The sequence below is a fragment of the Allobosea sp. P2_B12 genome (genome assembly GCF_056404835.1).
Genome location: NZ_JBFUDG010000003.1, coordinates 392,412 through 415,253 on the forward strand (window position 1 = coordinate 392,412; position 22,842 = coordinate 415,253).

16 protein-coding genes are annotated in these 22,842 nt (G+C 66.4%); 6 read left to right on the forward strand and 10 right to left on the reverse strand.

Translation table 11 applies throughout. The annotated features are described in order from the left end of the window. The first annotated feature begins 106 nt into the window (after window positions 1-106). Entirely contained in the window at window positions 107-1,276 is a 1,170-nt protein-coding gene (gene metX / locus AC1DYU_RS10715; protein ID WP_476791596.1) for a homoserine O-acetyltransferase MetX, read from the forward strand. Between the two features lie 4 nt (window positions 1,277-1,280). Continuing rightward, window positions 1,281-1,904 (forward strand): methionine biosynthesis protein MetW, encoded by a 624-nt coding sequence (gene metW / locus AC1DYU_RS10720; RefSeq protein WP_476791597.1) that lies wholly within the window; start codon window positions 1,281-1,283, stop codon window positions 1,902-1,904. Window positions 1,905-2,016: 112 nt separating this feature from the next. Here metW and clpB read toward each other — a convergent pair whose 3' ends face one another. Next, window positions 2,017-4,638, reverse strand: coding sequence for an ATP-dependent chaperone ClpB (gene clpB / locus AC1DYU_RS10725; RefSeq protein WP_476791598.1), 2,622 nt, complete (start codon window positions 4,636-4,638; stop codon window positions 2,017-2,019). A gap of 180 nt (window positions 4,639-4,818) precedes the next feature. On the opposite strand from clpB, the gene AC1DYU_RS10730 reads away from it, so the two are divergent. Together AC1DYU_RS10730 and AC1DYU_RS10735 are read left to right on the forward strand one after the other, a co-directional pair. After that, window positions 4,819-5,163, forward strand: coding sequence for a DUF2293 domain-containing protein (locus tag AC1DYU_RS10730; protein ID WP_476791599.1), 345 nt, complete (start codon window positions 4,819-4,821; stop codon window positions 5,161-5,163). An 82-nt stretch (window positions 5,164-5,245) separates the two neighbouring features. Next, window positions 5,246-6,031, forward strand: a complete 786-nt coding sequence (locus AC1DYU_RS10735) for an MOSC domain-containing protein (RefSeq protein WP_476791600.1) — start codon at window positions 5,246-5,248, stop codon at window positions 6,029-6,031. 63 nt (window positions 6,032-6,094) lie between these two features. Here the strand turns inward: AC1DYU_RS10735 and AC1DYU_RS10740 are convergent, their stop codons facing one another. From AC1DYU_RS10740 to otsA, 6 genes are all read right to left on the reverse strand, one after another. After that, window positions 6,095-7,150: a DUF4167 domain-containing protein gene (locus AC1DYU_RS10740; protein ID WP_476791601.1), complete on the reverse strand. Its 1,056-nt coding sequence runs from the start codon at window positions 7,148-7,150 to the stop codon at window positions 6,095-6,097. Window positions 7,151-7,516: 366 nt separating this feature from the next. Further along, the gene (gene prmC, locus AC1DYU_RS10745; RefSeq protein ID WP_476791602.1) at window positions 7,517-8,356 is read right to left on the reverse strand and encodes a peptide chain release factor N(5)-glutamine methyltransferase; all 840 of its coding nucleotides are present in this window, start codon (window positions 8,354-8,356) and stop codon (window positions 7,517-7,519) included. Window positions 8,357-8,376: 20 nt separating this feature from the next. Further along, window positions 8,377-8,655: a hypothetical protein gene (locus tag AC1DYU_RS10750; protein WP_476791603.1), complete on the reverse strand. Its 279-nt coding sequence runs from the start codon at window positions 8,653-8,655 to the stop codon at window positions 8,377-8,379. Window positions 8,656-8,725: 70 nt separating this feature from the next. Next, the gene (prfA, locus tag AC1DYU_RS10755) at window positions 8,726-9,808 is read right to left on the reverse strand and encodes a peptide chain release factor 1 (protein WP_158485676.1); all 1,083 of its coding nucleotides are present in this window, start codon (window positions 9,806-9,808) and stop codon (window positions 8,726-8,728) included. Window positions 9,809-9,862: 54 nt separating this feature from the next. Continuing rightward, on the reverse strand, window positions 9,863-12,130 hold the full coding sequence (gene ptsP, locus AC1DYU_RS10760; RefSeq protein WP_158485675.1) for a phosphoenolpyruvate--protein phosphotransferase: 2,268 nt from the start codon (window positions 12,128-12,130) through the stop codon (window positions 9,863-9,865). Window positions 12,131-12,365: 235 nt separating this feature from the next. Then, window positions 12,366-13,937: an alpha,alpha-trehalose-phosphate synthase (UDP-forming) gene (otsA, locus tag AC1DYU_RS10765; protein WP_476791604.1), complete on the reverse strand. Its 1,572-nt coding sequence runs from the start codon at window positions 13,935-13,937 to the stop codon at window positions 12,366-12,368. A gap of 313 nt (window positions 13,938-14,250) precedes the next feature. On the opposite strand from otsA, the gene otsB reads away from it, so the two are divergent. Further along, on the forward strand, window positions 14,251-15,045 hold the full coding sequence (gene otsB / locus AC1DYU_RS10770) for a trehalose-phosphatase (protein ID WP_476791605.1): 795 nt from the start codon (window positions 14,251-14,253) through the stop codon (window positions 15,043-15,045). A gap of 2 nt (window positions 15,046-15,047) precedes the next feature. Further along, the gene (locus AC1DYU_RS10775; protein ID WP_476791606.1) at window positions 15,048-16,889 is read left to right on the forward strand and encodes a glycoside hydrolase family 15 protein; all 1,842 of its coding nucleotides are present in this window, start codon (window positions 15,048-15,050) and stop codon (window positions 16,887-16,889) included. A gap of 167 nt (window positions 16,890-17,056) precedes the next feature. Here the strand turns inward: AC1DYU_RS10775 and AC1DYU_RS10780 are convergent, their stop codons facing one another. The 3 genes from AC1DYU_RS10780 to AC1DYU_RS10790 all read right to left on the reverse strand — a co-directional run bounded on the left by AC1DYU_RS10780 (window position 17,057) and on the right by AC1DYU_RS10790 (window position 22,838). Continuing rightward, window positions 17,057-18,256, reverse strand: coding sequence for a M20 family metallopeptidase (locus AC1DYU_RS10780; protein WP_476791743.1), 1,200 nt, complete (start codon window positions 18,254-18,256; stop codon window positions 17,057-17,059). A gap of 117 nt (window positions 18,257-18,373) precedes the next feature. Continuing rightward, window positions 18,374-21,142 carry a tetratricopeptide repeat protein gene (locus tag AC1DYU_RS10785; protein WP_476791607.1) on the reverse strand — a complete coding sequence of 923 codons (2,769 nt, stop codon included), beginning with the start codon at window positions 21,140-21,142 and terminating at the stop codon, window positions 18,374-18,376. Window positions 21,143-21,332: 190 nt separating this feature from the next. Continuing rightward, window positions 21,333-22,838 (reverse strand): catalase, encoded by a 1,506-nt coding sequence (locus tag AC1DYU_RS10790; protein ID WP_476791608.1) that lies wholly within the window; start codon window positions 22,836-22,838, stop codon window positions 21,333-21,335. Between the last annotated feature and the right edge of the window lie 4 nt (window positions 22,839-22,842).

Sequence of the window (22,842 nt, forward strand, 5' to 3'; positions counted from 1 at the left end):
GGCGCATCGCCGCGTTGACAGAAGGCGCGTGTCGCGGCATCGCTAGAGTTCGATCTTTCGAACAAGCTGACCGGCAAGACAAACTATCCCGTCGAAGCGGACAAGAATGAGCGATTTTTCTGCAAGCCTGGCCGATCCGCTGAAGGAAGCCAACGAACCCACCAGCGAGGTGGTGCGCTTCGGCCCCGAGACGCCGCTGCTGATGGATTGCGGCGTCGCGCTCGATCACTGGCAGATCGCCTACCAGACCTACGGAACTTTGAACGCCGCGAAGTCCAACGCCATCCTGGTCTGCCACGCCCTGACCGGCGACCAGCATGTCGCGAGCCGCAATCCGATCACCGGCAAGGATGGCTGGTGGACCGCGATGGTCGGCTCGGGCAAGCCGATCGATACCGACCGCTTCTTCGTGATCTGCGCCAATGTCGTCGGCGGCTGCACGGGGACGACCGGGCCGGCCTCGACCAACCCCGAGACGGGCAAGCCCTGGGGGCTCTCCTTCCCGATGGTGACGATCCGCGACATGGTGCGGGCACAGCGGCACCTCGTCGATGCGCTTGGCATCGAGACGCTGTTTTGCGTCGCGGGCGGCTCGATGGGCGGGATGCAGGTGCTGCAATGGGCTGCGAGCTATCCAAGCCGTGTGTTCTCGGCGCTGCCGCTGGCAACCGCCGCCAAGCACTCGGCCCAGAACATCGCCTTCCACGAGGTCGGCCGGCAGGCGGTGATGGCCGATCCGGACTGGCGCGGCGGGCGCTATCTCGAAGAGGGCACGCGGCCTTCCAAAGGGCTCTCGGTGGCGCGGATGGGCGCGCATATCACCTATCTCTCGGAGCCGGCGCTGCACCGCAAATTCGGCCGCAAGCTGCAGGACCGCGAGGCGCCGACCTTCTCCTTCGACGCGGATTTCCAGGTCGAGAGCTATCTGCGCTATCAGGGCCTGTCCTTCGTCGAACGCTTCGACGCCAATTCCTATCTCTACGTGACGCGGGCGATGGATTATTTCGACCTCGCCGCCGACCATGACGGGGTGCTGGCCAAGGCCTTCGCGGGCACGAAGACACGCTTCTGCGTCGCCTCCTTCACCTCGGACTGGCTGTTCCCGACCGTGGATTCCCGCGCGATCGTGCATGCGCTGAACGCGGCCGGCGCTTCAGTCTCCTTCGTCGAGTTGGAAAGCGACAAGGGCCACGACGCCTTCCTGCTTGAGGAGCCGAACCTGTTCGCCACGACGCGCGGCTTCATCGGCTCGGCGGCACGGGCGCGGGGGATCTGACGCCATGACCCTGCCCGACCTCCACACCAATCGCATCGACCTGAAGCTCGTCGCCGAGATGGTGACGCCGGGGTCGCGCGTGCTCGATGTCGGCTGCGGCGACGGGCAGTTGCTGGCGCTGCTGGCCGAGAGCCGCAATGTCGATGCGCGCGGGATCGAGTTGTCGCGCGAGGGCGTGGCGGGCTGCGTCGCGCGCGGGCTGTCGGTGATCCAGGGCGATGCCGATACCGACCTTGCCGCCTATCCCGACGATTCCTTCGATTACGTCATCCTGTCCCAGACGATCCAGGCGACACGCGATCCACGCCTCGTACTGGAGCAGATGCTGCGGATCGGTCGTCGCGCCATCATCTCCTTCCCGAATTTCGGGCATTGGCGGATGCGCAGCCAAGTCTTCTTCCTGGGTCGCATGCCGGTGACGGATTCGCTGCCCTATTCTTGGTGGGATACGCCCAATATCCATTTCTGCACGATCCGCGATTTCGTCACGCTCTGCGACACGATCGGCGCTGTGAAAGAGCGCGCGGTGGCGCTCGACGCGGCAGGCGGCCGCGTCGGCGTCAGCGCGCCGTGGTGGTTCTGGAACCTCTTTGGCGCGCAGGCGGTGTTTTTGCTGAAGCGGGGATAATGAGGGCGTCATGCTCGGGCTTGACCCGAGCATCTCTTGCCGGAGATTCATCCGGCCCGATATCCCCGGGTCGGCGCTGCGCGCCGCCCGAGGATGACGCAGCCAAGGCGCGTCAGTTCAACACCACATTCGCCGGGCGCTTCTCTTTCACCGCCGCGATGTCGCCCAGCATTAGGCTCGCCGGACCGACCGTGACCGGCACGGTCTCGCCATCGCCGATCTTGCCGGCGAGGATCAACTCCGCGAGCGGGTCCTGAACCGACTTCTGGATCGCGCGCTTGAGCGGGCGCGCGCCATAGGCCGGGTCGTAGCCCTTGTCGGCCAGCCACTGGCGGGCATCGTCCGACAACTCCAGCACGATCTTGCGGTCGGTCAACAGCTTGGCGAGACGGGCCATCTGGATGTCGACGATCGCGCCCATATCCTCCCGCCGCAGCCGGTGGAACAGGATGATGTCGTCGATGCGGTTCAGGAATTCCGGCCGGAAGGCCTGCCTGACCACGCCCATGACCTCGTCGCGAACCTCTTCCGAATCCTGCCCCTCGGGCTGGTTCACCAGATACTCCGAACCGAGATTCGAGGTCATGATGATCAGCACGTTGCGGAAATCGACGGTGCGGCCCTGGCCATCGGTCAGGCGCCCGTCATCGAGCACCTGCAGCAGCACGTTGAAGACGTCCGGATGGGCCTTCTCGACCTCGTCGAAGAGCACGACCTGATAGGGCCGGCGGCGCACGGCCTCGGTCAGCGCCCCGCCCTCCTCATAGCCGACGTAGCCGGGAGGCGCGCCGATCAGCCGGGCGACCGAGTGCTTCTCCATATATTCGGACATGTCGAGGCGGACCATCGCGGTGTCGTCGTCGAACATGAAGGAGGCCAGCGCCTTGGTCAGCTCGGTCTTGCCGACGCCGGTGGGGCCGAGGAACATGAAGGAGCCGATCGGGCGGTTGGGGTCCTGAAGACCCGCACGAGCCCGCCGGACAGCCGTCGAGACGGCCTCGACCGCCTCGCGCTGGCCGACGACGCGGGCGGCGAGAACCTCCTCCATTCGCAGCAGCTTCTCCTTCTCGCCCTGCAGCATCCGGTCGACCGGCACGCCGGTCCAGCGGCTGACGATCTGCGCGACATGGTCGGCGGTGACGGCCTCCTCGACCATGCCCGAGGAGTCACCGATGGCCTCGATCTCGGCCAGCGTCTTCTCGAGCTGCGGGATCTCGCCATAGGCCAGTTCGCCGGCGCGCTGATATTCGCCCTTGCGCTGCGCCTGGGCCAGTTCGTTGCGGGCATTGTCGAGCTTGGTCTTCAGTTCGGCGGCGGCGCCGAGCTTGTCCTTCTCGGCCTTCCATTTCGCGGTGATCGTGGCCGAGCGGGTCTCCAGATCGGCAAGCTCGGATTCGAGCCGCTTCAGCCGCTCCTTCGAACCCGGGTCGCTCTCCTTCTTCAGCGCCTCCTGCTCGATGCGCAGGCGCACGATCTCGCGGTCGATCGAGTCCAACTCCTCGGGCTTGGAATCGACCTGCATGCGCAGCCGCGCCGAGGCCTCGTCCATCAGGTCGATGGCCTTGTCGGGCAGGAAGCGGTCGGTGATGTAGCGGTTCGACAGCGTCGCGGCCGAGACCAGCGCCGAATCCGTGATGCGGACACGGTGGTGCTGCTCGTATTTCTCCTTCAACCCGCGCAGGATCGAGATCGTATCCTCGACCGAGGGCTCGTCGACGAAGACGGGCTGGAACCGCCGGGCGAGAGCGGCGTCCTTCTCGACATATTTCCTGTACTCGTCGAGCGTGGTGGCGCCGACGCAGTGCAGGTCGCCACGCGCCAGAGCCGGCTTCAGCAGGTTCGAGGCATCCATCGCGCCATCGGTCTTGCCGGCGCCGACCAGCGTATGCATCTCGTCGATGAACAGGATGACGCCGCCCTCGGCAGCGGAGACCTCGTTCAGCACCGCCTTCAGCCGCTCCTCGAACTCGCCGCGATATTTCGCGCCGGCGATGAGCGAACCCATGTCGAGCGCGAGCAGCTCCTTGTCCTTGAGGCTTTCGGGCACGTCGCCATTGACGATGCGCAGGGCGAGGCCCTCGGCGATCGCGGTCTTGCCGACGCCGGGCTCGCCGATCAGCACGGGATTGTTCTTGGTCCGGCGCGACAGCACCTGGATGGTGCGGCGGATCTCCTCGTCACGGCCGATCACCGGGTCGAGCTTGCCCTCGCGCGCCGCCGCCGTGAGATCGCGGGCGTATTTCTTCAGTGCGTCGTAGCTCTGCTCGGCGCTGGCGGAATCGGCCGTGCGGCCCTTGCGAATCGCCTCGATGGCCGTGTTCAGATTCTGCGGATTGACCCCAGCCTTGGACAAAGCCTTGCCGGCCTCGGTCTCCTTCTCGATCGCGAGCGCCAACAGCAGCCGCTCGACCGTGACGAAGGAGTCGCCGGCCTTGTCGGCGGCCTTCTCGGCCGTATCGAAGACACGGGCGAGGCCTGGCGTCAGGTTCAGCCCTCCTGATCCGCCGCCGCTGACCTTTGGCAGCTTCGCCAGCGCGGTGTCCGTCAACTGGAGCGCGAGCTTGGCATTGCCACCCGAGCGGTCGATCAGGCCTGCCGCCATGCCTTCGTTGTCGTCGAGCAGCGCCTTGAGCAAATGCTCCGGCGTGAACTGCTGATGGCCTTCGCGCAGCGCGATCGTCTGCGCCGCCTGGAGGAAGCCCTTGGCCCTGTCGGTGTACTTCTCGATGTTCATCTCATCACTCCGCCCACCGGTACGCCCCGTAGCAGCGTGAACCGGTTGCCTCTTGTCAGGATGGAGCTCCCGTCTGGGCCGCCCCTCGCCATCAGAGATAGGTGTGGCATCTGCGCAACGTAAGGGGCGGCGACCTGCAAAGCATTGACGAGCATCAAATCGTAGGCCCACTTTCTCGACATGGCCGGAACCCAACGCCAGCAGTCGATCCGCAAGGCGCTCCGGGCGCTGGCGCCTGGCATTCCGCTCGCCGATGCGCAGGCCGTGGTCGCCTTGGCCGAGCGCCGGCACATGAAGGACCTGCCGCCGACGACCGCGCTCTGGCTGGCGCTCGGCAGCCATGTTCGCCACGTCCACACCGACTACGAGCAGTTGCTGAGCGATGGTTATGACCGCGAGGCGGCGCGCTTCTTCGTGGTGGACGACACCGACGCCGTGCTCGCCGGCTGGGGCTGCCAGCGCTCGGTCGCCGATCTGCCTGAGGTGGAAGAAGAAGCGATCCGGACCCGGAATTCCCGGAGCTGATCGCATCCATGCGAGGATTTGATCGATCCCCGCCTGGCTCTCGCGCTATCCTGCCGTTTCGATCGACTTGCGGATTTTCTCCATGCGCATCGCCTCGCTCTATCGCTACCCCGTCAAGGGTCTCTCGCCGGAACGCCTGACCGCCACCGTTCTCGAAGAGGGGGCGTATTTCCCCGGTGACCGGCTGTTTGCGATCGAGAACGGGCCGTCGGGTTTCGACCCGGCGGAGCCGGTGCACCAGCCCAAGATCAAATACCTGATGCTGATGCGCCAAGAGGTGCTGGCGACGTTGCGCACGCGCTATGACGACGCCAGCGGGGACCTCGTCATCGCCGGAGCCGGAAACGACATGCTGCGCGCCAGCACGGCGACGCCGGAGGGACGCGAGCGGATCACCGCCTTCTTCGAGAGCTTCATGCCCGGCGCACTGCGCGGCACGCCACGCCTGCTGCAGGCACCCAAGGGCTACCGCTTCACCGATTCCCGCTCCGGATTCGTCTCGATCATCAACCTCGCCAGTGTCGCGGATCTCGAAGCGCGCATCGGTCTCCCGATCGATCCGCTGCGCTTCCGCGGCAATGTCATGGTCGAGGGGCTTGAAGCCTGGGCGGAACTCGATCTGGCCGGCCGCGAACTGACAACCGCTTCGGGCGTCAGGCTGCAGGTCATCAAGCGGATCGAGCGTTGCGCGGCGACCAATGTCGATCCGCAGACTGGCGCCCGCGACCTGCAACTGCCCAAGGCGCTGATGACCGCCTTCGGCCATTTTGATTGCGGCATCTACTGCCGGATTCTCAGTGGTGGCCGACTGGCGGAGGGCGAGCAACTCGATATCGAAGACGTGCCGGCCGCGCTCGGCATTGTATAGCCCCAAGAAAAAGGGGCCCTCACGGGCCCCTTTGATTGATCTTGTCGTCAGCGTCGCCGCTGATCACTCGGGCGTGCCGTCCGTCTCGGAACCGAGCGCGTCCATGACCTCGCGCGGCGAGCGGCGACGGCGCGGACGCTTGGGAGCGCCTTCGGTCGAAACTGCCTCGGGCGCATCCTGGGGGGCTGCCTCGACCGCAACGGGAACGGGCTCCGCGGCCGCGACCGGCACACGCACCGGCGTTGTCAGGAAGGATGGCAACGCGGTCGCCACATCATCGCTCTGGTCCGCATCGGCCTCGACCTCGCGGCGCGGGCGACGCTCCGGCCGCGGCCCACGCTCGGGACGCTCGAAGCGGCGTTCGGCCTGGGCCGGCTGCGGCGCAAGCTCGGGCTGTTCGCCGGGAACCGGGATGTCCGAGCGCGGCGCATCGGGACGCGGGGCATATCCGCCCTGCGCGTTCTGCCCGCCCTCGGGACGATCGAAGCGAGGACGCTCGGGACGGTCATTCCGGTCGAAACGGCGGTTGTTGTTGCGATCGTTGTTGTTGCGGTCGCCATTGGGGCGATCGTTATTGGGCCGATCATTGTTGCGCGGCTGGCGGTCGAAGCGCTGGCCATTGGCCTGGCCGTCGCCGGCCTCGCCTTCGTGGCGCTGCTGCCCGCCATTGCCGTTGTAGCCGTTACCGTTGCCGTTCACGCCTTGCGGGGCGTTGCGGATATCGGGCTGCGGGCCGCCCTGCTGGAACGACTGGCCGTCATCGTCGCCCTCTTCCTCGCCGTCCTCGCCATCATCGTTGAAGGCGCGATTCGGCGGGAAGCTGTGGCCGAACTGCTGGGCCATCTGTTCCTGCGCAGCGAGCAGAATCCGATAATAATGCTCGGCATGCTGGAAGTAGTTCTCGGCAGCGACCGGATCGCCCGATGATTGAGCATCGCGCGCCAACTGCAGATATTTTTCCGCGACGTGCTGAGCGGTACCACGGACCTTGACGTCCGGACCGTTCGACTCGTAGCTCCGCTGCAGCGGATTTGGCGCTTTCCGGTTGCCACTATTGTTGTTGCTATTGTTATTATTGTTGTTACGGCCGCGCATGCGCCGGTTCTGACCTGGTCTCATTCGCGTGAATCTCGCGCTCTATGCTCAAGGCAACCGTGGAGTCATCATGCGCGTTCCGGTGCACAGCGGGTTGCGGCGCTGCACCGGGTAAGAGTGACCTGAAGTGGCGTTACGCCGTTCCTGGTCTTCACGCGCTCTTTCCAAAAAGGGACCTTTAGTCCCATGAGCCGATTGGCGCCTCGACGCCTTCGGTATCCAATCCGGCTTGTCAGTTCCATCGATCCGCGGACATGTCCGGAAGGAACGACCGGTCGCCGATGGCATGACCCACGGCTCCGTGCTGACGACACCAGCTTCGGCTGAGATGGTGCATAGCGGCTTTTGCACGTTGCTCCAAGCAAAATCGCACAAAATGACCGCGTTATTTCAGCGCAGAACAAAAATCACCGCGCGCGCGTGCCCTCCGAGATCGCGGCGGGAACCACGCCAGACAAAGCCGCCCTCCGTCATCAGCGCGATCACATCGGCCTCCTGCCCCGCGCCGATCTCCAGCACGACCGTCCCGCGCGGTGCCAGGACATCGGGCAGCGTCCTGGCGAAGATGCGATAGGGAGCCAGGCCGTCATCGCCGCCATCGAGCGCGAGCGCCGGATCATGATCGCGCACGGAGACGTCGAGCGTTGCGATCTCGCCCTTCGGGATATAGGGCGGGTTGGACAGGATCAGATCGAAGTGCCGGTCGAGACCTGTCGTCCAGGAGGCCTGCTGGAAGACGGCACGATCGGACACGCCGTTCACGACCGCGTTGTGGCGTGCGGTCGCGCAGGCCTCTGGTGAGAGGTCGATGCCCAGCCCGGTCGCGAGATGACACTCGCTCAGGACCGAAATCAGCAGGCAGCCAGTGCCGGTTCCTAGGTCGAGAAGCGAGAACGGCTCCTGCCGGCGCTCGGCCAGACTCTCCAGCGCCGCCTCGACAATGGTCTCGCTGTCGGGTCGCGGCTCCAGCGTTGCGGCCGACAGGGTGAAGGGTAGCCCCCAGAACTCGCGCTCGCCGATGATACGAAAGACTGACTCGCCCGCCAGACGCCGCAGGGCAAAAGCCTCAAGCCGGGCGCCGGCCTCGGCATCGAGTGTCGCGAAAGGGTCGGGATCGCGCTCGCCGACGACGCCTTCGATCAGCACGCGCGCGTCGAGGGCGGCGCTTTCGCTGCCGCCCTCGCGCAGTCTCTCCGCAAGCTGGCGGCGCGTGTCGGCAATCGTCGACACAACGCCCGCTTCGCTTGGGATTAGCGGCCCTGCATCTGCTCGTTGATGCAGAACTTCATCTTGGTGCGGATCGCGGACTTGCTCTCGCGCGTCCCCGCCATCTGCTGCTGGCAGACGCGGCGCGCCTGGGACTGCGTCATCGCGCCCTGCAGCTTCGCCGGCTGGCCGGACGTCGCGGTCTTCAGGCCGCCCTGCATCGAGCGCTCGACCTTGGTGGCCGTGCTCTGGGCCTGGACCGGCATTGCCATCATGCCTGCCATCAATCCGGCCATCGCGAGGCTTGCAAAAATCCTGGTCATGGTGGGGCTCCCCCTCTCGTGTTTCCTGTGATGGAACAACGCGCATGGGGCGAATAGGTTTCATCGCGGATCAGCCCATGGTGTCCGCGAGCAGCCTGGCCTGATGCTCGGCGGTCAGGGCGTCGATGATGTCGTCCAGCACCAGCCCCTGCATCATCTCGTCGAGCTTGTAGAGCGTGAGGTTGATGCGGTGGTCGGTGACGCGCCCCTGCGGGAAATTATAGGTGCGGATGCGTTCCGAGCGATCGCCGGAGCCGATCTGGGAGCGCCGGTCGGCGGAGCGTTCGGCATCGACCCGGCCACGCTCGATGTCATAAAGCTTCGCCCGCAACAGGTCATAGGCGCGGGCCTTATTCTTGTGCTGCGAGCGCTCGTCCTGCACGACGACGGCGATGCCGCTCGGGATATGGGTCAGGCGCACCGCCGATTCGGTCTTGTTCACGTGCTGCCCCCCAGCGCCGCCGGCACGCATCGTGTCGATTCGGATCTCGCTGTCGTTGAGGACAATGTCGACGTCGCCGGCCAGCGGCAGCATGGCGACGGTCGCCGCTGAGGTGTGGATGCGTCCGCTCGTCTCGGTGTCGGGCACGCGCTGGACGCGATGCACGCCGGATTCGTATTTCAGCCGGGCGTAGACGCCCTTGCCCGCGATTTCGGCGATGACCTCCTTGAAGCCGCCGACCGTGCCCTCGCTCTCGGAGAGGATATCGACGCTCCAGTTCTTCTGGGCGGCGTAGCGCTGGTACATGCGCAGCAGATCGCCGGCAAAGAGCGACGCCTCATCGCCGCCAGTGCCCGCCCTGATTTCGAGGATGACGCCGCGTTCATCGGCGGCATCCCGGGGCAGCAGCGCGATCAGGATCTCGCGGGCGCGGGCGTCGATTTCGACACGGGCGGCCTCGCGCTCCTCATAGGCGAGCTCGCGGAAATCGGCGTCGGTCGCGGGATCATCGATCAGCGCCTGCGCCTCCGCGAGGCTGGTCTGCGCCTGGCGCCAGGTCGCGATGGCGGCGACCACGGGATCGAGCTCGGACAGCTCCTTGGCGAGTTCGACGGTGCGCACGGCTTCCGTCGCCGTGTTGATCTCGGCCGAGGCGGCGGCATGGCGGGCCACGATGGCGTCTAGGCGATCCTGCGGAAGCTGAAGAGACATTACAAAACTCGGAAACGTAAAAATCGAAGGGTTCGGGCAGCGGCGCGAGCGTCGCTAGACCGGAACCTTGAACTCGGCGGCGAAGGCCGCGAGCTGTGGACGCAGGCTGGTGGCGCCCTCGCCCGCGGCCAGCATCCAGTCGAGCCGCTCGGTGAGCTTGCCCGCATCGAGCGCGCGCAGCATGGCCTTGACCGGGCCGATCGAGGCCGCCGACATCGAGAAGGCGCGGTAGCCCAGGCCGATCAGCACCATCGTCTCCAGCGGCTTGCCACCCATCTCGCCGCAGACGGTTATCGGGCATTTCGCCTCCGCCGCGGCGTCGACGATGCTTCGCAGCGCCCGCAGCGCGCCGACGCCCAGCGGGTCGAAACGGTCGGCGACGCGCTTGTTCTCGCGATCGGCCGCGAACAGGAACTGCATCAGGTCATTGGTGCCGATCGAAAGGAAATCCGCCTCGCGCACGATCTCGGGCAACTCGAACAGCAGCGAAGGCACCTCGACCATCACGCCCAGTTGGAGGCTCAGCGGCGGGACGTGACCCTGCTTCTCCAGCATCGCCTGCTCGCGCCGGACGATGGTGCGGGCGCGCTGGAACTCGTCCACGGTTGCGATCATCGGCAGCATGATCTTCATGTCGCGGCCCGAGCCGGCCCGCAGCAGGGCCCGGACCTGCGCCCGCAGCAGCCGCGGCCTGTCAAGCCCGATGCGGATGGCGCGCCAGCCCAGCGCCGGGTTCTCCTCCTCGATGCGCTCCATATAGGGCAGCACCTTGTCGCCGCCGATGTCGAGTGTGCGGAAGGTCACGGGCCGGCCCTGCGCCTGCTCGAGCACGGCGGCGTAAAGCGCCTGCTGCTCGGCGGTCGTCGGCATATGCTCGGCCACCATGAACTGCAGCTCGGTCCGGAACAGGCCGATCCCGGCCGCGGCCGTGGCCTCGATATTGGGCATGTCGACGAGAAGGCCGGCATTGATCTGGAGCACGATCGGCACGCCGTCTTTGGTGACGGCGGGCTGGCTCTTGAGCTTGCGGTACTGCTCCTGCTTGCGGGCCCGCAGCCGCGCCTTGTCCTTGTAGGCGTTCTCGACGTCGGGCTGGGGACGAATCTGGACCTCGCCCGCCTGCCCATCGACGATGACGGCGTCGCCCGACTGGATCAGCGCGGTCGCATTGACGATCTCGCCGACGGCAGGAATGCCGAGCGCGCGCGCCACGATGGCGATGTGACTGGTCGGGCCGCCCTCCTCCAGCACGAGGCCGCGCAGATGGGCGCGGTCGTAGTCCAGCAGCGCGGCCGGGCCCATCGAGCGCGCGATCAGGATGGCATTCTCGGGCAGTTCCTCGCGGGCGACGCCATTGGCCTTGCCGACCAGCGTCCGCAGCAGGCGGTTGGCGAGGTCGTCGAGATCATGCAGGCGTTCGCGCAGATAGGGGTCCGTCTGGCGCAGCATCTTGGCGCGGGTGTCGGACTGGACCCGCTCGACGGCGGCCTCGGCGGTCAGGCCGGTCAGCACGACCTCGCGCATGCGGCGCAGCCAGCCCTGGTCATGGGCGAACATTCGGAAGGTTTCGAGCACGTCGCGATGCTCGCCGATATGCGCGACGTCGCCGCGCTCGATCAGCTCGTCGATCGAGGCGCGCATCTGGGCGATGGCGGCCTCAAGCCGCTGCACCTCGGCGGCGGGGTTCTCGGCGATCAGGTTGGTGATCGCGACGCGCGGCTCGTGCAGCACGGCATGGCCCAGGCCGACACCGTCGGCGAGCGAGACGCCGATGCCATGGATCGGCCGGTCGAGGCCGATCGACGACCCCGGCTGAACCAGAGACTTCAACCCGCCGGCCGCGATCATCTCCGCCATGATCATGGCGGTGGTCTGCAGGGTCTCGATTTCCTCCTCGCTGTAGAGACGCGAGGCGCGGTTCTGGATGACGAGCACACCCATCACGGCGCCGCCCCGCAGGATCGGAACGCCGAGGAAGGAGCGGTAGATCTCCTCGCCCGTCTCGGGACGGTAGGAGAAGGCGGGGTGGTTTTGCGCGTCGGAGAGCGCAAGCGGCTCGGCCTCGCGCGCGATCAGGCCGACGAGGCCCTCACCCGCCCGCATGGTGGTGAGGTGGACGGCCTCGCGGTTGAGGCCTTCGGTGGCATAGAGTTCGAGCGAGCCATCCTCACGCAGGACATAGACGGAGCAGACCTCGGCGACGAGATTGCCGGCGATCAGGACGACGAGCCGGTCCAGCCGCTCCTGCGGGCTGATCGACGCCGCCATCACCTCGCGGAGGCGGCGCAGCAGAACGCCCGATCCTCCGTGAGCGCCTCGCATCGATCTCACGTCCTCCGCCTGCCGCCCCGGCCGTCGCGGCCGAAGACCATTGCAGACCCTGACACCTGTCGCAGCCGAGTCGCAAGCGGCCTCCGGCCTTCCGCCGCCTTCTAGCGAGGCAAGCCGGGGTTCGGCAAGCCCGGCTGCGAAAAGGGAAAGGATACCGCGCGATCCGCCGGCTCCGTCGGACAATCTTTCTGGGGGATGAAGCGTGGAGAGAACGGGACCGGGATCGTCAGGACGGCGCCGCCGTGCCCGTGAGCGCAGCGGTGCGCGCAGTCTTGGTCGCCCTCTTGCCTCCCGGAGTTTTGTCGACGGACCCGGGCTTGGCTGAGTTGGCCTTGGCCGGTTTGGCTTGGGCGGACTTGCGCCCGCGCGCCGCCACGGCCGGCTTGGGCTTCGCCCTCGCCGGTGGCGCGATCTCAGTCTGCGTCATGCCCAGGCCGGAGAGCGCGTCGAGATAGCGCTTCGTCCACCAGTCGATATCGGTCTCGTCGATCGTGGCGTAGAGGCGCTCAAAGCGGCGGATGCGTTCGGACTTCGGCATGGCGAGCGCGGTTCGGATCGCCTCCGCGACCTCGTGGGTGTCATAGGGGTTGACGATGAGCGCCTCTCCCATCTGCTGGGCCGCACCGGCAAAGCGTGAGAGCACCAGCACGCCGGGATCGGCGGGATCCTGCGCTGCGATGTATTCCTTGGCGACGAGGTTCATGCCGTCGCGCATCGGCGTCACCAGCCCGACCTGCGCGCGGCGGTAGAAGCCCGCCAGGGCATTGCGGGAATAGGTCTTCTTGACGACGCGGATCGGCGTCCAGTCGAATTCGCCGAGCGCCGCGTTCAGCCGGCCGGCGACCTCGTCGGACTGCCTGTCGAGTTCGGCATATTCGGGAACGTCGGAGCGCGAAGGCGGTGCGATCTGGAGCATGCCGACGCGGCCGCGCTGCTCAGGATGGCTGCGCAGGAACTGCCCGAAAGCCTCTAGGCGCTGAACGATCCCCTTGGAGTAATCGAGCCTGTCGACGCCGACGACGAGCTTGCGCTCGCCGAGCGACTGCCGGGTCGTCTTCAGCGGGGTCGTGGCCGAACGCACGGACGCCGCCGCCAGCTTGCGGAAGGCCTCGACGTCGATGCCGATCGGGAAGGCCTCGACGATGGTTTCACGGCGACCGACCCTGACCTTGCGGCCATCACTGTTGGCACCGCACATGGAGACGAGGCCGGCGATCAGGTTGCGGACATCGAGGGGGGTCTGCATGCCGACGAGGTCGTAGGAGGCGAGCGTGTTGACGAGGGTGGCGGCGAAGGGCAGCGCGCCGATGACCTCGGCCGGCGGCCAGGGAATGTGATGGAAATAGCCGATGCGGTTGGTGACGCCGCGCCGGCGCAGTTCCGCGGCCAGCGGAATCATATGGTAATCGTGGATCCAGATGATGTCGTCGGGCTGCAGCAGCGCCATCAGGGCCTTGGCGAAGCGCCGGTTGACGCCGAGATAGCCAGCGTAATCGGCGCGGGAGAACTCGGTCAGGCCGAGCCGATAATGCATGATCGGCCATAGCGCTCGGTTGGAGAAGCCGAGATAATAACTCTGCCGCTCGGCCTCGGTCAGGTCGGTGACGGCGTAAGTGACCTTGCCGCGCTGGACGACGCGCGGCTCCGCCGCCGCCTCGCTGACACCGCCGCTCCAGCCGAACCAGAGGCCCCCCTGCTTTTCGAGCGCCTCGCGCAGAGCCACCGCCAGGCCGCCGGCAGCGGCCTTTTCCTGGCGCTCCGGGATGGTGACTCGGTTCGAGACGATCACAAGACGCATGGCGGAACGGTTCTCCCTGTCGGCCGATGCCAGAATTTGGCAGGTGTCCGAATTTCGAGTGCCCGAATTTCGACACCGGGGCAGGAACAGAACGCTGCTGCGAACGTAATGTTTCCATGAGCGCGCGCCGATCTCCGGCAACGCGATGTCGGCCTTGCGTTAAAATCGAGGCCACGACGGCAGATTGAAGGCAAACTGTGGCGAGGTCGAGAACAGGATCGTCGTTTATGCCGAGAGCCGAACAGACGAGACGGATCGGCATCGTTCCAGCGCCCTGTTTCCGCCGGTTTTGGTGTCCAGACAGGCCAGGATGATGACACTGAGCGACCCGGAAACCATAGACGAGACCCTGGACCTGCCTGCCGCGGCACGGGAGATCGCGCTCTTTCTCGACTTCGACGGCACGCTCGTCGAAATCGCCCCCTCGCCCGATGAGGTCCGGGTCGACCGGCGCCTGCCGGCCGCTCTCGACATCCTGCGCACGAGCCTGGGCGGGGCGCTCGCCCTGGTTTCCGGCCGGCCGGTTTCGTTTCTCGATGCGGCGCTCGAGCCCTACCGCTTCGACACGGCGGGCCTGCATGGCGCCCAGATCAGGCTCGACGGCGAGATCCGCTCGCAATCGGCCGTTCCCGATGAGATGCGCGGCGCGCTGCGCGATCTCGTGCGGTTCGCCAACAGCCATGTCGGCATCATCGTCGAGGACAAGCGAATCTCGGCTGCGCTGCACTGGCGGCTCGCGCCGCAGCTCAAGGATGAGGCTCTCGACTTGATGCGCGCTGTCGCGGCGCGCATGGGGCCGGGCATTCGGCTTCAGGAAGGCAAGTCCGTCGCGGAACTTGTTCCAGCCGAAGCCAGCAAGGGCACGGCCATCGCCCAGTTGATGCAGCTGGCACCATATGCCGGGCGCCTTCCTGTCTTTATCGGCGACGACATCACCGACGAGCACGGCTTCGAGGCGGTCAACGCGCTTGGCGGGCTTACGATCCGCATCGGCGAAGGCGAGACGCAGGCAAAGCTTCGGATTGGCTCGCCGACCTCGTTGCATGCCATTCTGCTCGACGCCGCCGAACGCGGCAGCCTGACCGCCTCCAGCTTTTCACAAGAGTGACGATGACAGTTTCGATGACGAATGCGGGGCCGCTCTCGGCCTCGCTCGACCTCGGCGTGATCGGCAATTGCTCGATCGCGGCGCTCATCGACCGGCGCGCGCGCATCGTCTGGGGCTGCTTTCCGCGCTTCGATCGCGATCCGGTCTTCTGCGCGCTGATCGACAACCAGATTGCGGACGGCGACGCGATGCCCCGCAAGGGCGTCTTCGCGATCGAGCTGGTCGGCATGACGCTCTGCGAGCAGAGCTATCTCGACAACACGGCGATCCTGTCCTCGGTGCTCTCCGACGATCACGGCAATGCCATCGAGATTCTCGATTTCGCGCCCCGTTTCGTCCGCTATGAGCGCTTCTTCCGCCCGCCCCAGTTGGTGCGCCGGGTTCGCCGGATCTCGGGCCGGCCGCGCATCCGCGTCGTCGTCAAGCCATGCCTGGGCCTCGGCGAGGACCCCGACGAGATCACGCGCGGCTCGAACCATGTCCGCTTCGTCGGCGCCGACCAGAGCATCCGCCTGACGACGGATGCGCCGATCTCCTATGTCGTCGATGGCGTTCCCTTCGCGGTCGACCGGCCTTTCTCGTTCTTCATCGGCTCAGACGAGGCTCTGCGTGCCGAGATCGAGGAGACCTCGCGCGAGTTCCTCGACAAGACCACGGATTACTGGCGCGACTGGGTGCGCTCGCTCTCGCTCCCCTTCGAATATCAGCGCGAGGTTATTCGTGCCGCGATCACGCTGAAGCTGTGCGCCTTCGAAGAAACAGGCGCGATTGTCGCCGCACTGACCACCTCGATCCCCGAGGCGCCGGGCACGCAGCGCAACTGGGATTACCGCTTCTGCTGGCTGCGCGACGCCTATTTCGTCGTCCATGCCCTCAACCGACTCGGCACGACGCGGACGATGGAGGACTATCTCGGCTTCATCACCAACATCGTCGATACCTTCACGGAAAGCGGTGCCGAGCATCTGCCGCCGCTCTATCCGATCACGCGCGGCGGCACGCTCGACGAGTTCGAGGCGCCCAATCTGTCGGGCTATCGCGGCCATCAGCCGGTGCGCTTCGGCAATGGCGCGGCGACGCAGATCCAGAACGACGGCTATGGCGCAGTCGTGCTGGCCGCGACGCATTCCTTCTTCGACCAGCGCCTGATCCAGCCGGGCAAGGAATCGTTGTTCGGCCAGCTCGAACGGATGGGCGAACTCGCCATCACCTGTTTCGACAAGCCCGATGCCGGTCCCTGGGAGCTGCGCGAGAAGGAGGCCGTGCATTCCTTTTCCAGCGTGATGTGTTGGGCGGCCTGCGACCGGCTCGCACGGATCGCCGGAACGCTCGGCCGCGCCGACCGCAAGGAGTACTGGAAGGGCGAGGCGAAGCGGCTCAAGGCCGTGATTCTCGAGCAGATCTGGAACGAGGAGAAGGGCCATCTCGTCTCGACCTTCGGCGGGACTGAGCTCGACGCGACCCTGCTGCTGTTCGCCGAAATCGGCTTCCTGAAGCCGGACGATTCGCGCTTCATCGCCACGGTCGAGGCGATCGGACGCGACCTGACGCGCGGCGACCTCTTGCTGCGCTATGCGACCCAGGACGATTTCGGGTTCATGCACACCGGCTTCCTGATCTGCGCCTTCTGGTATGTCGATGCACTGCACGCGATCGGTCGGCGCGAGGAGGCCAAGGAGCTCTTCGGCCGCATTCTCGAGCGCCGCAACAGCTTCGGCCTGCTCTCAGAGGATGCCGATCTGAAAACCGGCGAACTCTGGGGCAATTTCCCGCAGACCTACTCCCATGTCGGAATGATCAATTCGGCGATGCGGCTAAGCCGGAACTGGGAAGAAGCGTTCTGAGGCGGACAAACCCGTCATGCTCGGGCTTGTCCCGAGCATCCACGTCTTAAGCCCCGCCCGCGCCCAAGGAAGACGTGGATGGTCGCCACAAGGGCGACCATGACGGGATCAGGTTGGCTTTCCGGATGGAGATGCTCGGGTCGAGCCCGAGCATGACGGCTTCGGCCTCACTCCATCAGCTTCGCCGCCCGCATCACCGCCAGCGCCAGCACCTGCGCGGCGGGCACGATGCTCTCGACCTCCAGGAACTCGTCTGGCGTATGGGCCATGCCGCCGATCGGTCCGACACTGCACAGGGTGGGGATGCCCTGTGCGGCCGTGAAGCCTGAATCGGCGCAGCCGCCGGTGAACTCCGCGATGGTCGCGATGCCGAAACCGGCAGACGCCTCGCGATAGGTCTCGAACAGCTTGCGCGACTCGGGGGTGCCTTCGAGCGGCAGGAATTCGCCCTTGATCGAGAGCGCGGCGCTTGTGCCCTCAACGATCGGCGTCTCGATAATGGCGCGGATCGCGGCGACGAGTTCGCTGCGCTGGTCGGCCGTGACATAGCGCAGGTCGATCTCGCACCAGGCGCTGGGCGCGACCGTGTTGACCGTCTGGCCGCCGCCGATCAGCCCGACATTGACGGTGACACCCCTGGCGAGGTCGGTCAGGCCCTGGAGCTTCGGGATCTTGTGCCCGAGATCGACGATAGCCGAGGCGCCTTTCTCGTAATTCGCACCGGAATGGGCCGGCTTGCCGGTGAACTCGGCGCGCATGAAGACGCCGCCCTTGCGGCCGCTGGTGATCGACTGGCGCTGGTCGCGCGCGAACTCCGTGCCAGCAGGCAGGCGGCTCGGCTCGGCGTTGAAGACGCAGCGCGACTCGCGCGCCGCCGCCTCGATGACCGGGCGCGAGGATGGCGAGCCGATCTCCTCGTCGCTGGTGGTCAGCATCGTCAGCGGCGCCGACAACCCGCCGCATTGCGCGAAGGCCGCCGCGACGAAGGCCTCGATCACCAGGCCTGCCTTCATGTCGGCGACGCCTGGACCATAGGCGCGGCCATTCTTGATCGTGAAGGGCCGCCGCGTCGGCTCGCCCCGCGGGAAGACCGTGTCGCGATGGCCGAGCAGCAGCACCGGGCGCTGGTCGTTGGCGGTCGGATTGGGCAGGCGCGCCTTGACCGCGTCGCCATAGCGGGCATCGGGGATGATCTCGACCTCAAGCCCGTTGCCTTCATGGAAGCGGGCCAGCACCTGCCCGGCGCGATCGACGCCGGCCTTGTCGTAGGAGCCTGAATCGGTGTCGACCATCTCGCGCAGCAGCGCGACCATCGCCTCCTTGCGGTCTCCGAGCCAGGCGCTGACCTTGGCTTCCTCAGGCGTCATAGCGCTCATGGCGATGTCTCATGGTTCCGGACGGGACTAGTCCGAAGCTTAGACAAGGATGCGCGAGCCCGGTAGCGCGTCGATGCGACCGGCCCTGCGCAAAAAGCGCGGAACGCGCTATTTCGGCGCCGCCATCTTGCGGATCAGCGCATCGCGCGCCGTTCGGGCGGCGGCCCTCAGCGCCTCGTCCTCGGGCCTGCGGGCCGGCTGCTCGATCGCCTTGGCATAGTAGCCGAGCGCCAACTGGTCCGAGGCGATACCGGCATAGAGATCGCCCAGCCGCTTATTGGCCTGCAGCGCCGCGTCGGGCTTGGCGGCGGCCTCCTCGAAAGCGCCGATCGCGCCGGGAGCGTCGCCGCTGCGCGCCTTCAGCTCGGCCAAGGCGAGCAGGATGCGGGCATCGCCGCCCTGCACCGCGCGCGCCGCCTCGGCGTCGGTCAGCGCTGCCTTGAGATCGCCCTGCCCCGTCCGCGCCTCGATGCGGACCAGCAGCGCCTCGGTGTCGGACGTGGCCGCCGCCAGCCGCGCGGTCGCGTCCTGCGCCGCCTCGCCGAACTTGCCGAGGCCGATCCTCGCTCTGGCGCGCAGCAGCAGCAGGTCGGGCTCAGGCGCGGGGGCGGCGAGCGCAGCGTTGGCGAAGCGCTCGGCGGCGGCATTGTCGCCAGTTGCCAGATTGATGCGGGCCGCCAGCGCCTGCCAGCGCGGCTCGTTGGGCTCGATCCGGAGCGCCATGGCGATGTCGGTCAGGGCGGCGGGGTTGTCGGCGCGCAGCGCGAGACGGGCACGCTCGGCGTAAGCACGGGCGAGATCGGGCGCGCGCCGAATTGCCTCACTGAAGTCGGCGCGGGCAGCGTTAATTTGCCGAAGCTGAACCCGCGCCAAGCCGCGTTGCAGGTACAGTTCGGCGACAAAGCCCGGTGTCAGGCCGCTGGTGGCCGCCTTGAAGGGGCTTGCCCCCGCCTCGATCACCGCGCCGATGTCCGACACCGCGTCGAGCGCATTGCCGAGGCGCGCGGATGCGATGCCGCGGACGGCCAGCGCGCCGAGATTGAGCTGATTGGTGGCGACAGCGGTCGCGGCGAGCGCCTGTGCTCCGGTGACGTCGCCACGCATCAGCAGCGCACGCGCACGCAACGCATCGCGCGAGAACGACCCACCCGGATCGTCCCGCACCCAGGCCTCGATCACGGTCAGAGCCTCGTCGATATTGCCGTTCTCGATGAGAGCCAGAACGAAATCGCCCTGCTGAACCACAAGGCGCCGCCGGTCGGTGATGATCCGGCGCATCTCCCGCAGGTCAGCCAGCGCAGCGGCCGGCCTGCCCGCCATCAAGAGCGCTGAGCCGCGCATTTCGAGCGCATAGGGCTCGGAGGCGCCGAGCGCGACCATCTCCGTCAGATCGACGATCGCGGCCTCGTAGTCGCCCTTGCCATGCGATGCGTGCGCGCGCACCGCAAGCGCCTGCTCGCGTTCCTTGGACCCGGCGGCGGCGCGACGCACCACGCTGTTGGCATCTGCCCAGGCCCGCTCATAAGGTCCGAGGTCGGTGCCAAAGGCGAATAACGCCAGGTGCCCTTGTGCCCGAGCGAGAGTTGCGACCAGATAATCGGGGGCCGCCGCGACGGCGAGATCGAGATCGCCGAGCCGTTCGCCAAAGGGTCGCGCCTTCGAACGCAGGAGCAGCATGTCGGCTTTTGCTGGTGGCGTGGTCGCGGTCTCAACCAGCCGGTCGCAGGACTGCATCCGCAGCGGATCGTCCTTGTTGCCGCAGCGCGTCTTCAGTTCGGCCTCGCCAAGCTCGGCGACGATGATCGGCGGCGGCGCGTCGAGCTCGATCACCCAGGCCGCCGCGACGGCCTTCGAGGTCTTGTCATGGGCCATCTTCGCGTCGGTGCGCGCGGCCGATTGCGCATAGAGCGCCCGCGCGCCGGCCTTGTCGCCGGCCTGCAGCAGGATCTCGGCCTTGACCTTGGTGGCGTCGAACAGATTCGGATCGAGTTCGATCGCCTTGTCTGCATCGGCCCGCGCGCCGGTCAGATCCTTCATGGCGAGCTTGACAGCCGCCCGCGTCGCAAAGGCGCGGCCATAGCGCGGTGCAACCTGGACAACACTTTCGGCATCGGCGAGGGCGTCGGCCATCTTGTTCTGTGCCAGCCGCGCCCGCGCCCGAATCTCGCTCAAATCGTAGACGGTCGGGAAAACTGCCAGGCCGTCCGAGGCTTCACTTTCGGCGAGGTCGTAGGCATTGAGATAAAAGTGGCTGCGAGCCTTGGTGATGAAGGCCTCATTGCCCTTGAAGCCCAGCGCGCGCGCCTGCCCGATCGCCGCAACCGCCTCACGGTACTGGCCCGTGGAGTAATGCAGCAGCCCCATCATGTAGTGGCTGCGCGGATGCTCCTTCTGCCAGAAAATGCCTTTTCGAAAATCCTCGCGGGCGCCTTCGAAATCATATTGCAGCATCTTGAGATAGCCACGATTGGCATGGTTGTCGGCGTCGAAGGGGTCCTTGTCGAGGGCGACGTCGAAATCCGCCATCGCTCCCTGCTGATTGCTCAGGCCGAAGCGGATCTGCCCCCGGTCGCGGTAGAGCGCACCGAAATTGGGCACCAGCCGGATCGTTTCGTTGTAGTCCTTCTCGGCCTCCGCGAGACGGTTGAGCGCCCAATAGGCCTGGGCGCGGGCCAGCAGCGCCGACGCCCTGACCTTCAGATCGCCGCGCCCCTTCAGGACAGTCGTGCAGGCGGCGATGCTCCTCTCGGTCTTCTCGGATTTGCAGAGCGCGATCGGGTCAGCCTTCTGGGCCAGAGCGGGGGTGGCGCTGATGCCGCTGGCAAGCGCGACCATGAACCCGGTCAGAGATCCGATCCGCGCGTAGGAGCAGGCCATCGAAACCTCCCTCATGCCCGGCATTCCGCCAGTTGACGCGGCGACAACGTAACATGAGCCACAGGAAGACGTTATGCCGGGGCGGTCTACCCTTCTTCTCCGTCGCGGCGAGCCACCGTTGGGTTCATGAAAAAAGCCCGCCTGCGGTTGCAAGCGGGCCTTCCCATCGTCGAGCCGTGGCCGCGCCGGCTTATTCGGCGGCCTGCTGCGGCGTGTTCGGGGTCACCGAGATGGCCGGACGCTCGGTGCCGTCGGCCTTCGCCAGAGCGCGGCGGACACCATTGCCGTAGTCCGGATGGACCTTGTCGAAATGCGCCAGCTGGCGCTCCTCGATCTCGCGCGGGATGCCCCCCATCGCGGCTGCGATGTTGGAGAACAGCCGCTCCTTCTCGCCGGCGTCGAACAGGTTGAAGAGCGCGCGCGGCTGCGAATAGTCGTCATTGCCGATGCGGTGATTGTAGCGGTCGGCATCGCCCGAGATCTTCAGCGGCGGCTCCTTGGCGGAAGGCGCCTCGACCGGCCCGCCGAAGGAGTTGGGCTCGTAATAAGCGTCCGGATTGCCGGTGCGGATGCCGCCATAGGTGTTCATCTGGCCATCGCGATGATAATGCGCGACCGGGGCTTTCGGCTGGTTGACCGGAATGTTCTCGTAATGCGTGCCGAGCCGGTGACGATGGGCGTCGGCATAGGAAAAGACGCGAGCCTGCAGCATCTTGTCGGGCGAGAAGCCGATGCCGGGCACGATGTTGGACGGCGAATAGGCCGCGTTCTCGATCTCGGCGAAGTAGTTCTCGGCATTGCGGTTCAGCTCGAAGACGCCGACGTCGATCACCGGGTATTCGCTGTGCGGCCAGACCTTGGTCAGGTCGAAGGGGTTGTAGGAGGTCTTCTCGGCGTCGAGCTCCGGCATGATCTGGACCTGCATCTTCCAGCGCGGGAATTCGCCGTTCTCGATCGCGTTGAAGAGGTCTTCCTGCGTCGATTCGCGGGTCTTGCCGATGACCTTCTCGGCCTCTTCGTTGGTCCAGTGCTTGTGGCCCTGCAGGGTCTTGAAGTGGAACTTCACCCAGTAGCGCTCGCCTGAATCGTTCCAGAGCGAGAAGGTGTGCGAGCCATAGCCGTTGATGTGGCGCACATCGGTCGGCAGCCCGCGATCCGACATCAGGATCGTCACCTGGTGCAGGCTCTCAGGCGAGAGCGACCAGAAATCCCACATCGCGGTCGGCGAGCGCATATTGGTCTTGGGGTGGCGCTTCTGGGTGTGGATGAAGTCGGGGAACTTCACGGGGTCGCGCACGAAGAAGACCGGCGTGTTGTTGCCGACGAGGTCCCAGTTGCCCTCCTCCGTGTAGAATTTCAGCGAGAAGCCGCGGACGTCACGCTCGGCATCGGCCGCGCCCATCTCGCCGGCCACGGTGGAGAAGCGCGCGATCATCGGCGTCGTCGCGCCGGGCTGAAGCACCTTCGCCTTGGTGTATTTCGAGATGTCGCCGGTGATGGTCAGCGTGCCATGCGCGCCCCAGCCCTTGGCATGGACGGCGCGCTCGGGAATGCGCTCGCGGTTCTGGTGGGCGAGCTTTTCGAGGAGCTGGTAATCCTGCAGCAGGACCGGGCCGCGCTCGCCGGCGGTGATCGAATTCTGGTTGTCGGGAATCGGCGCGCCGGCCGTGGTCGTCATGGTCGGGTTCTTCGACATGCTG

Coding starts and splice junctions, on each gene's coding strand:
- metX (WP_476791596.1), top strand. CDS start 107: ATGAGCGATTTTTCTGCAAGCCTGGCCGATCCGCTGAAGGAAGCCAAC.
- metW (WP_476791597.1), top strand. CDS start 1,281: ATGACCCTGCCCGACCTCCACACCAATCGCATCGACCTGAAGCTCGTC.
- clpB (WP_476791598.1), bottom strand. CDS start 4,638: ATGAACATCGAGAAGTACACCGACAGGGCCAAGGGCTTCCTCCAGGCG.
- AC1DYU_RS10730 (WP_476791599.1), top strand. CDS start 4,819: ATGGCCGGAACCCAACGCCAGCAGTCGATCCGCAAGGCGCTCCGGGCG.
- AC1DYU_RS10735 (WP_476791600.1), top strand. CDS start 5,246: ATGCGCATCGCCTCGCTCTATCGCTACCCCGTCAAGGGTCTCTCGCCG.
- AC1DYU_RS10740 (WP_476791601.1), bottom strand. CDS start 7,150: ATGAGACCAGGTCAGAACCGGCGCATGCGCGGCCGTAACAACAATAAT.
- AC1DYU_RS10750 (WP_476791603.1), bottom strand. CDS start 8,655: ATGACCAGGATTTTTGCAAGCCTCGCGATGGCCGGATTGATGGCAGGC.
- prfA (WP_158485676.1), bottom strand. CDS start 9,808: ATGTCTCTTCAGCTTCCGCAGGATCGCCTAGACGCCATCGTGGCCCGC.
- ptsP (WP_158485675.1), bottom strand. CDS start 12,130: ATGCGAGGCGCTCACGGAGGATCGGGCGTTCTGCTGCGCCGCCTCCGC.
- otsA (WP_476791604.1), bottom strand. CDS start 13,937: ATGCGTCTTGTGATCGTCTCGAACCGAGTCACCATCCCGGAGCGCCAG.
- otsB (WP_476791605.1), top strand. CDS start 14,251: ATGACACTGAGCGACCCGGAAACCATAGACGAGACCCTGGACCTGCCT.
- AC1DYU_RS10775 (WP_476791606.1), top strand. CDS start 15,048: ATGACAGTTTCGATGACGAATGCGGGGCCGCTCTCGGCCTCGCTCGAC.
- AC1DYU_RS10780 (WP_476791743.1), bottom strand. CDS start 18,256: ATGACGCCTGAGGAAGCCAAGGTCAGCGCCTGGCTCGGAGACCGCAAG.
- AC1DYU_RS10785 (WP_476791607.1), bottom strand. CDS start 21,142: ATGGCCTGCTCCTACGCGCGGATCGGATCTCTGACCGGGTTCATGGTC.
- AC1DYU_RS10790 (WP_476791608.1), bottom strand. CDS start 22,838: ATGTCGAAGAACCCGACCATGACGACCACGGCCGGCGCGCCGATTCCC.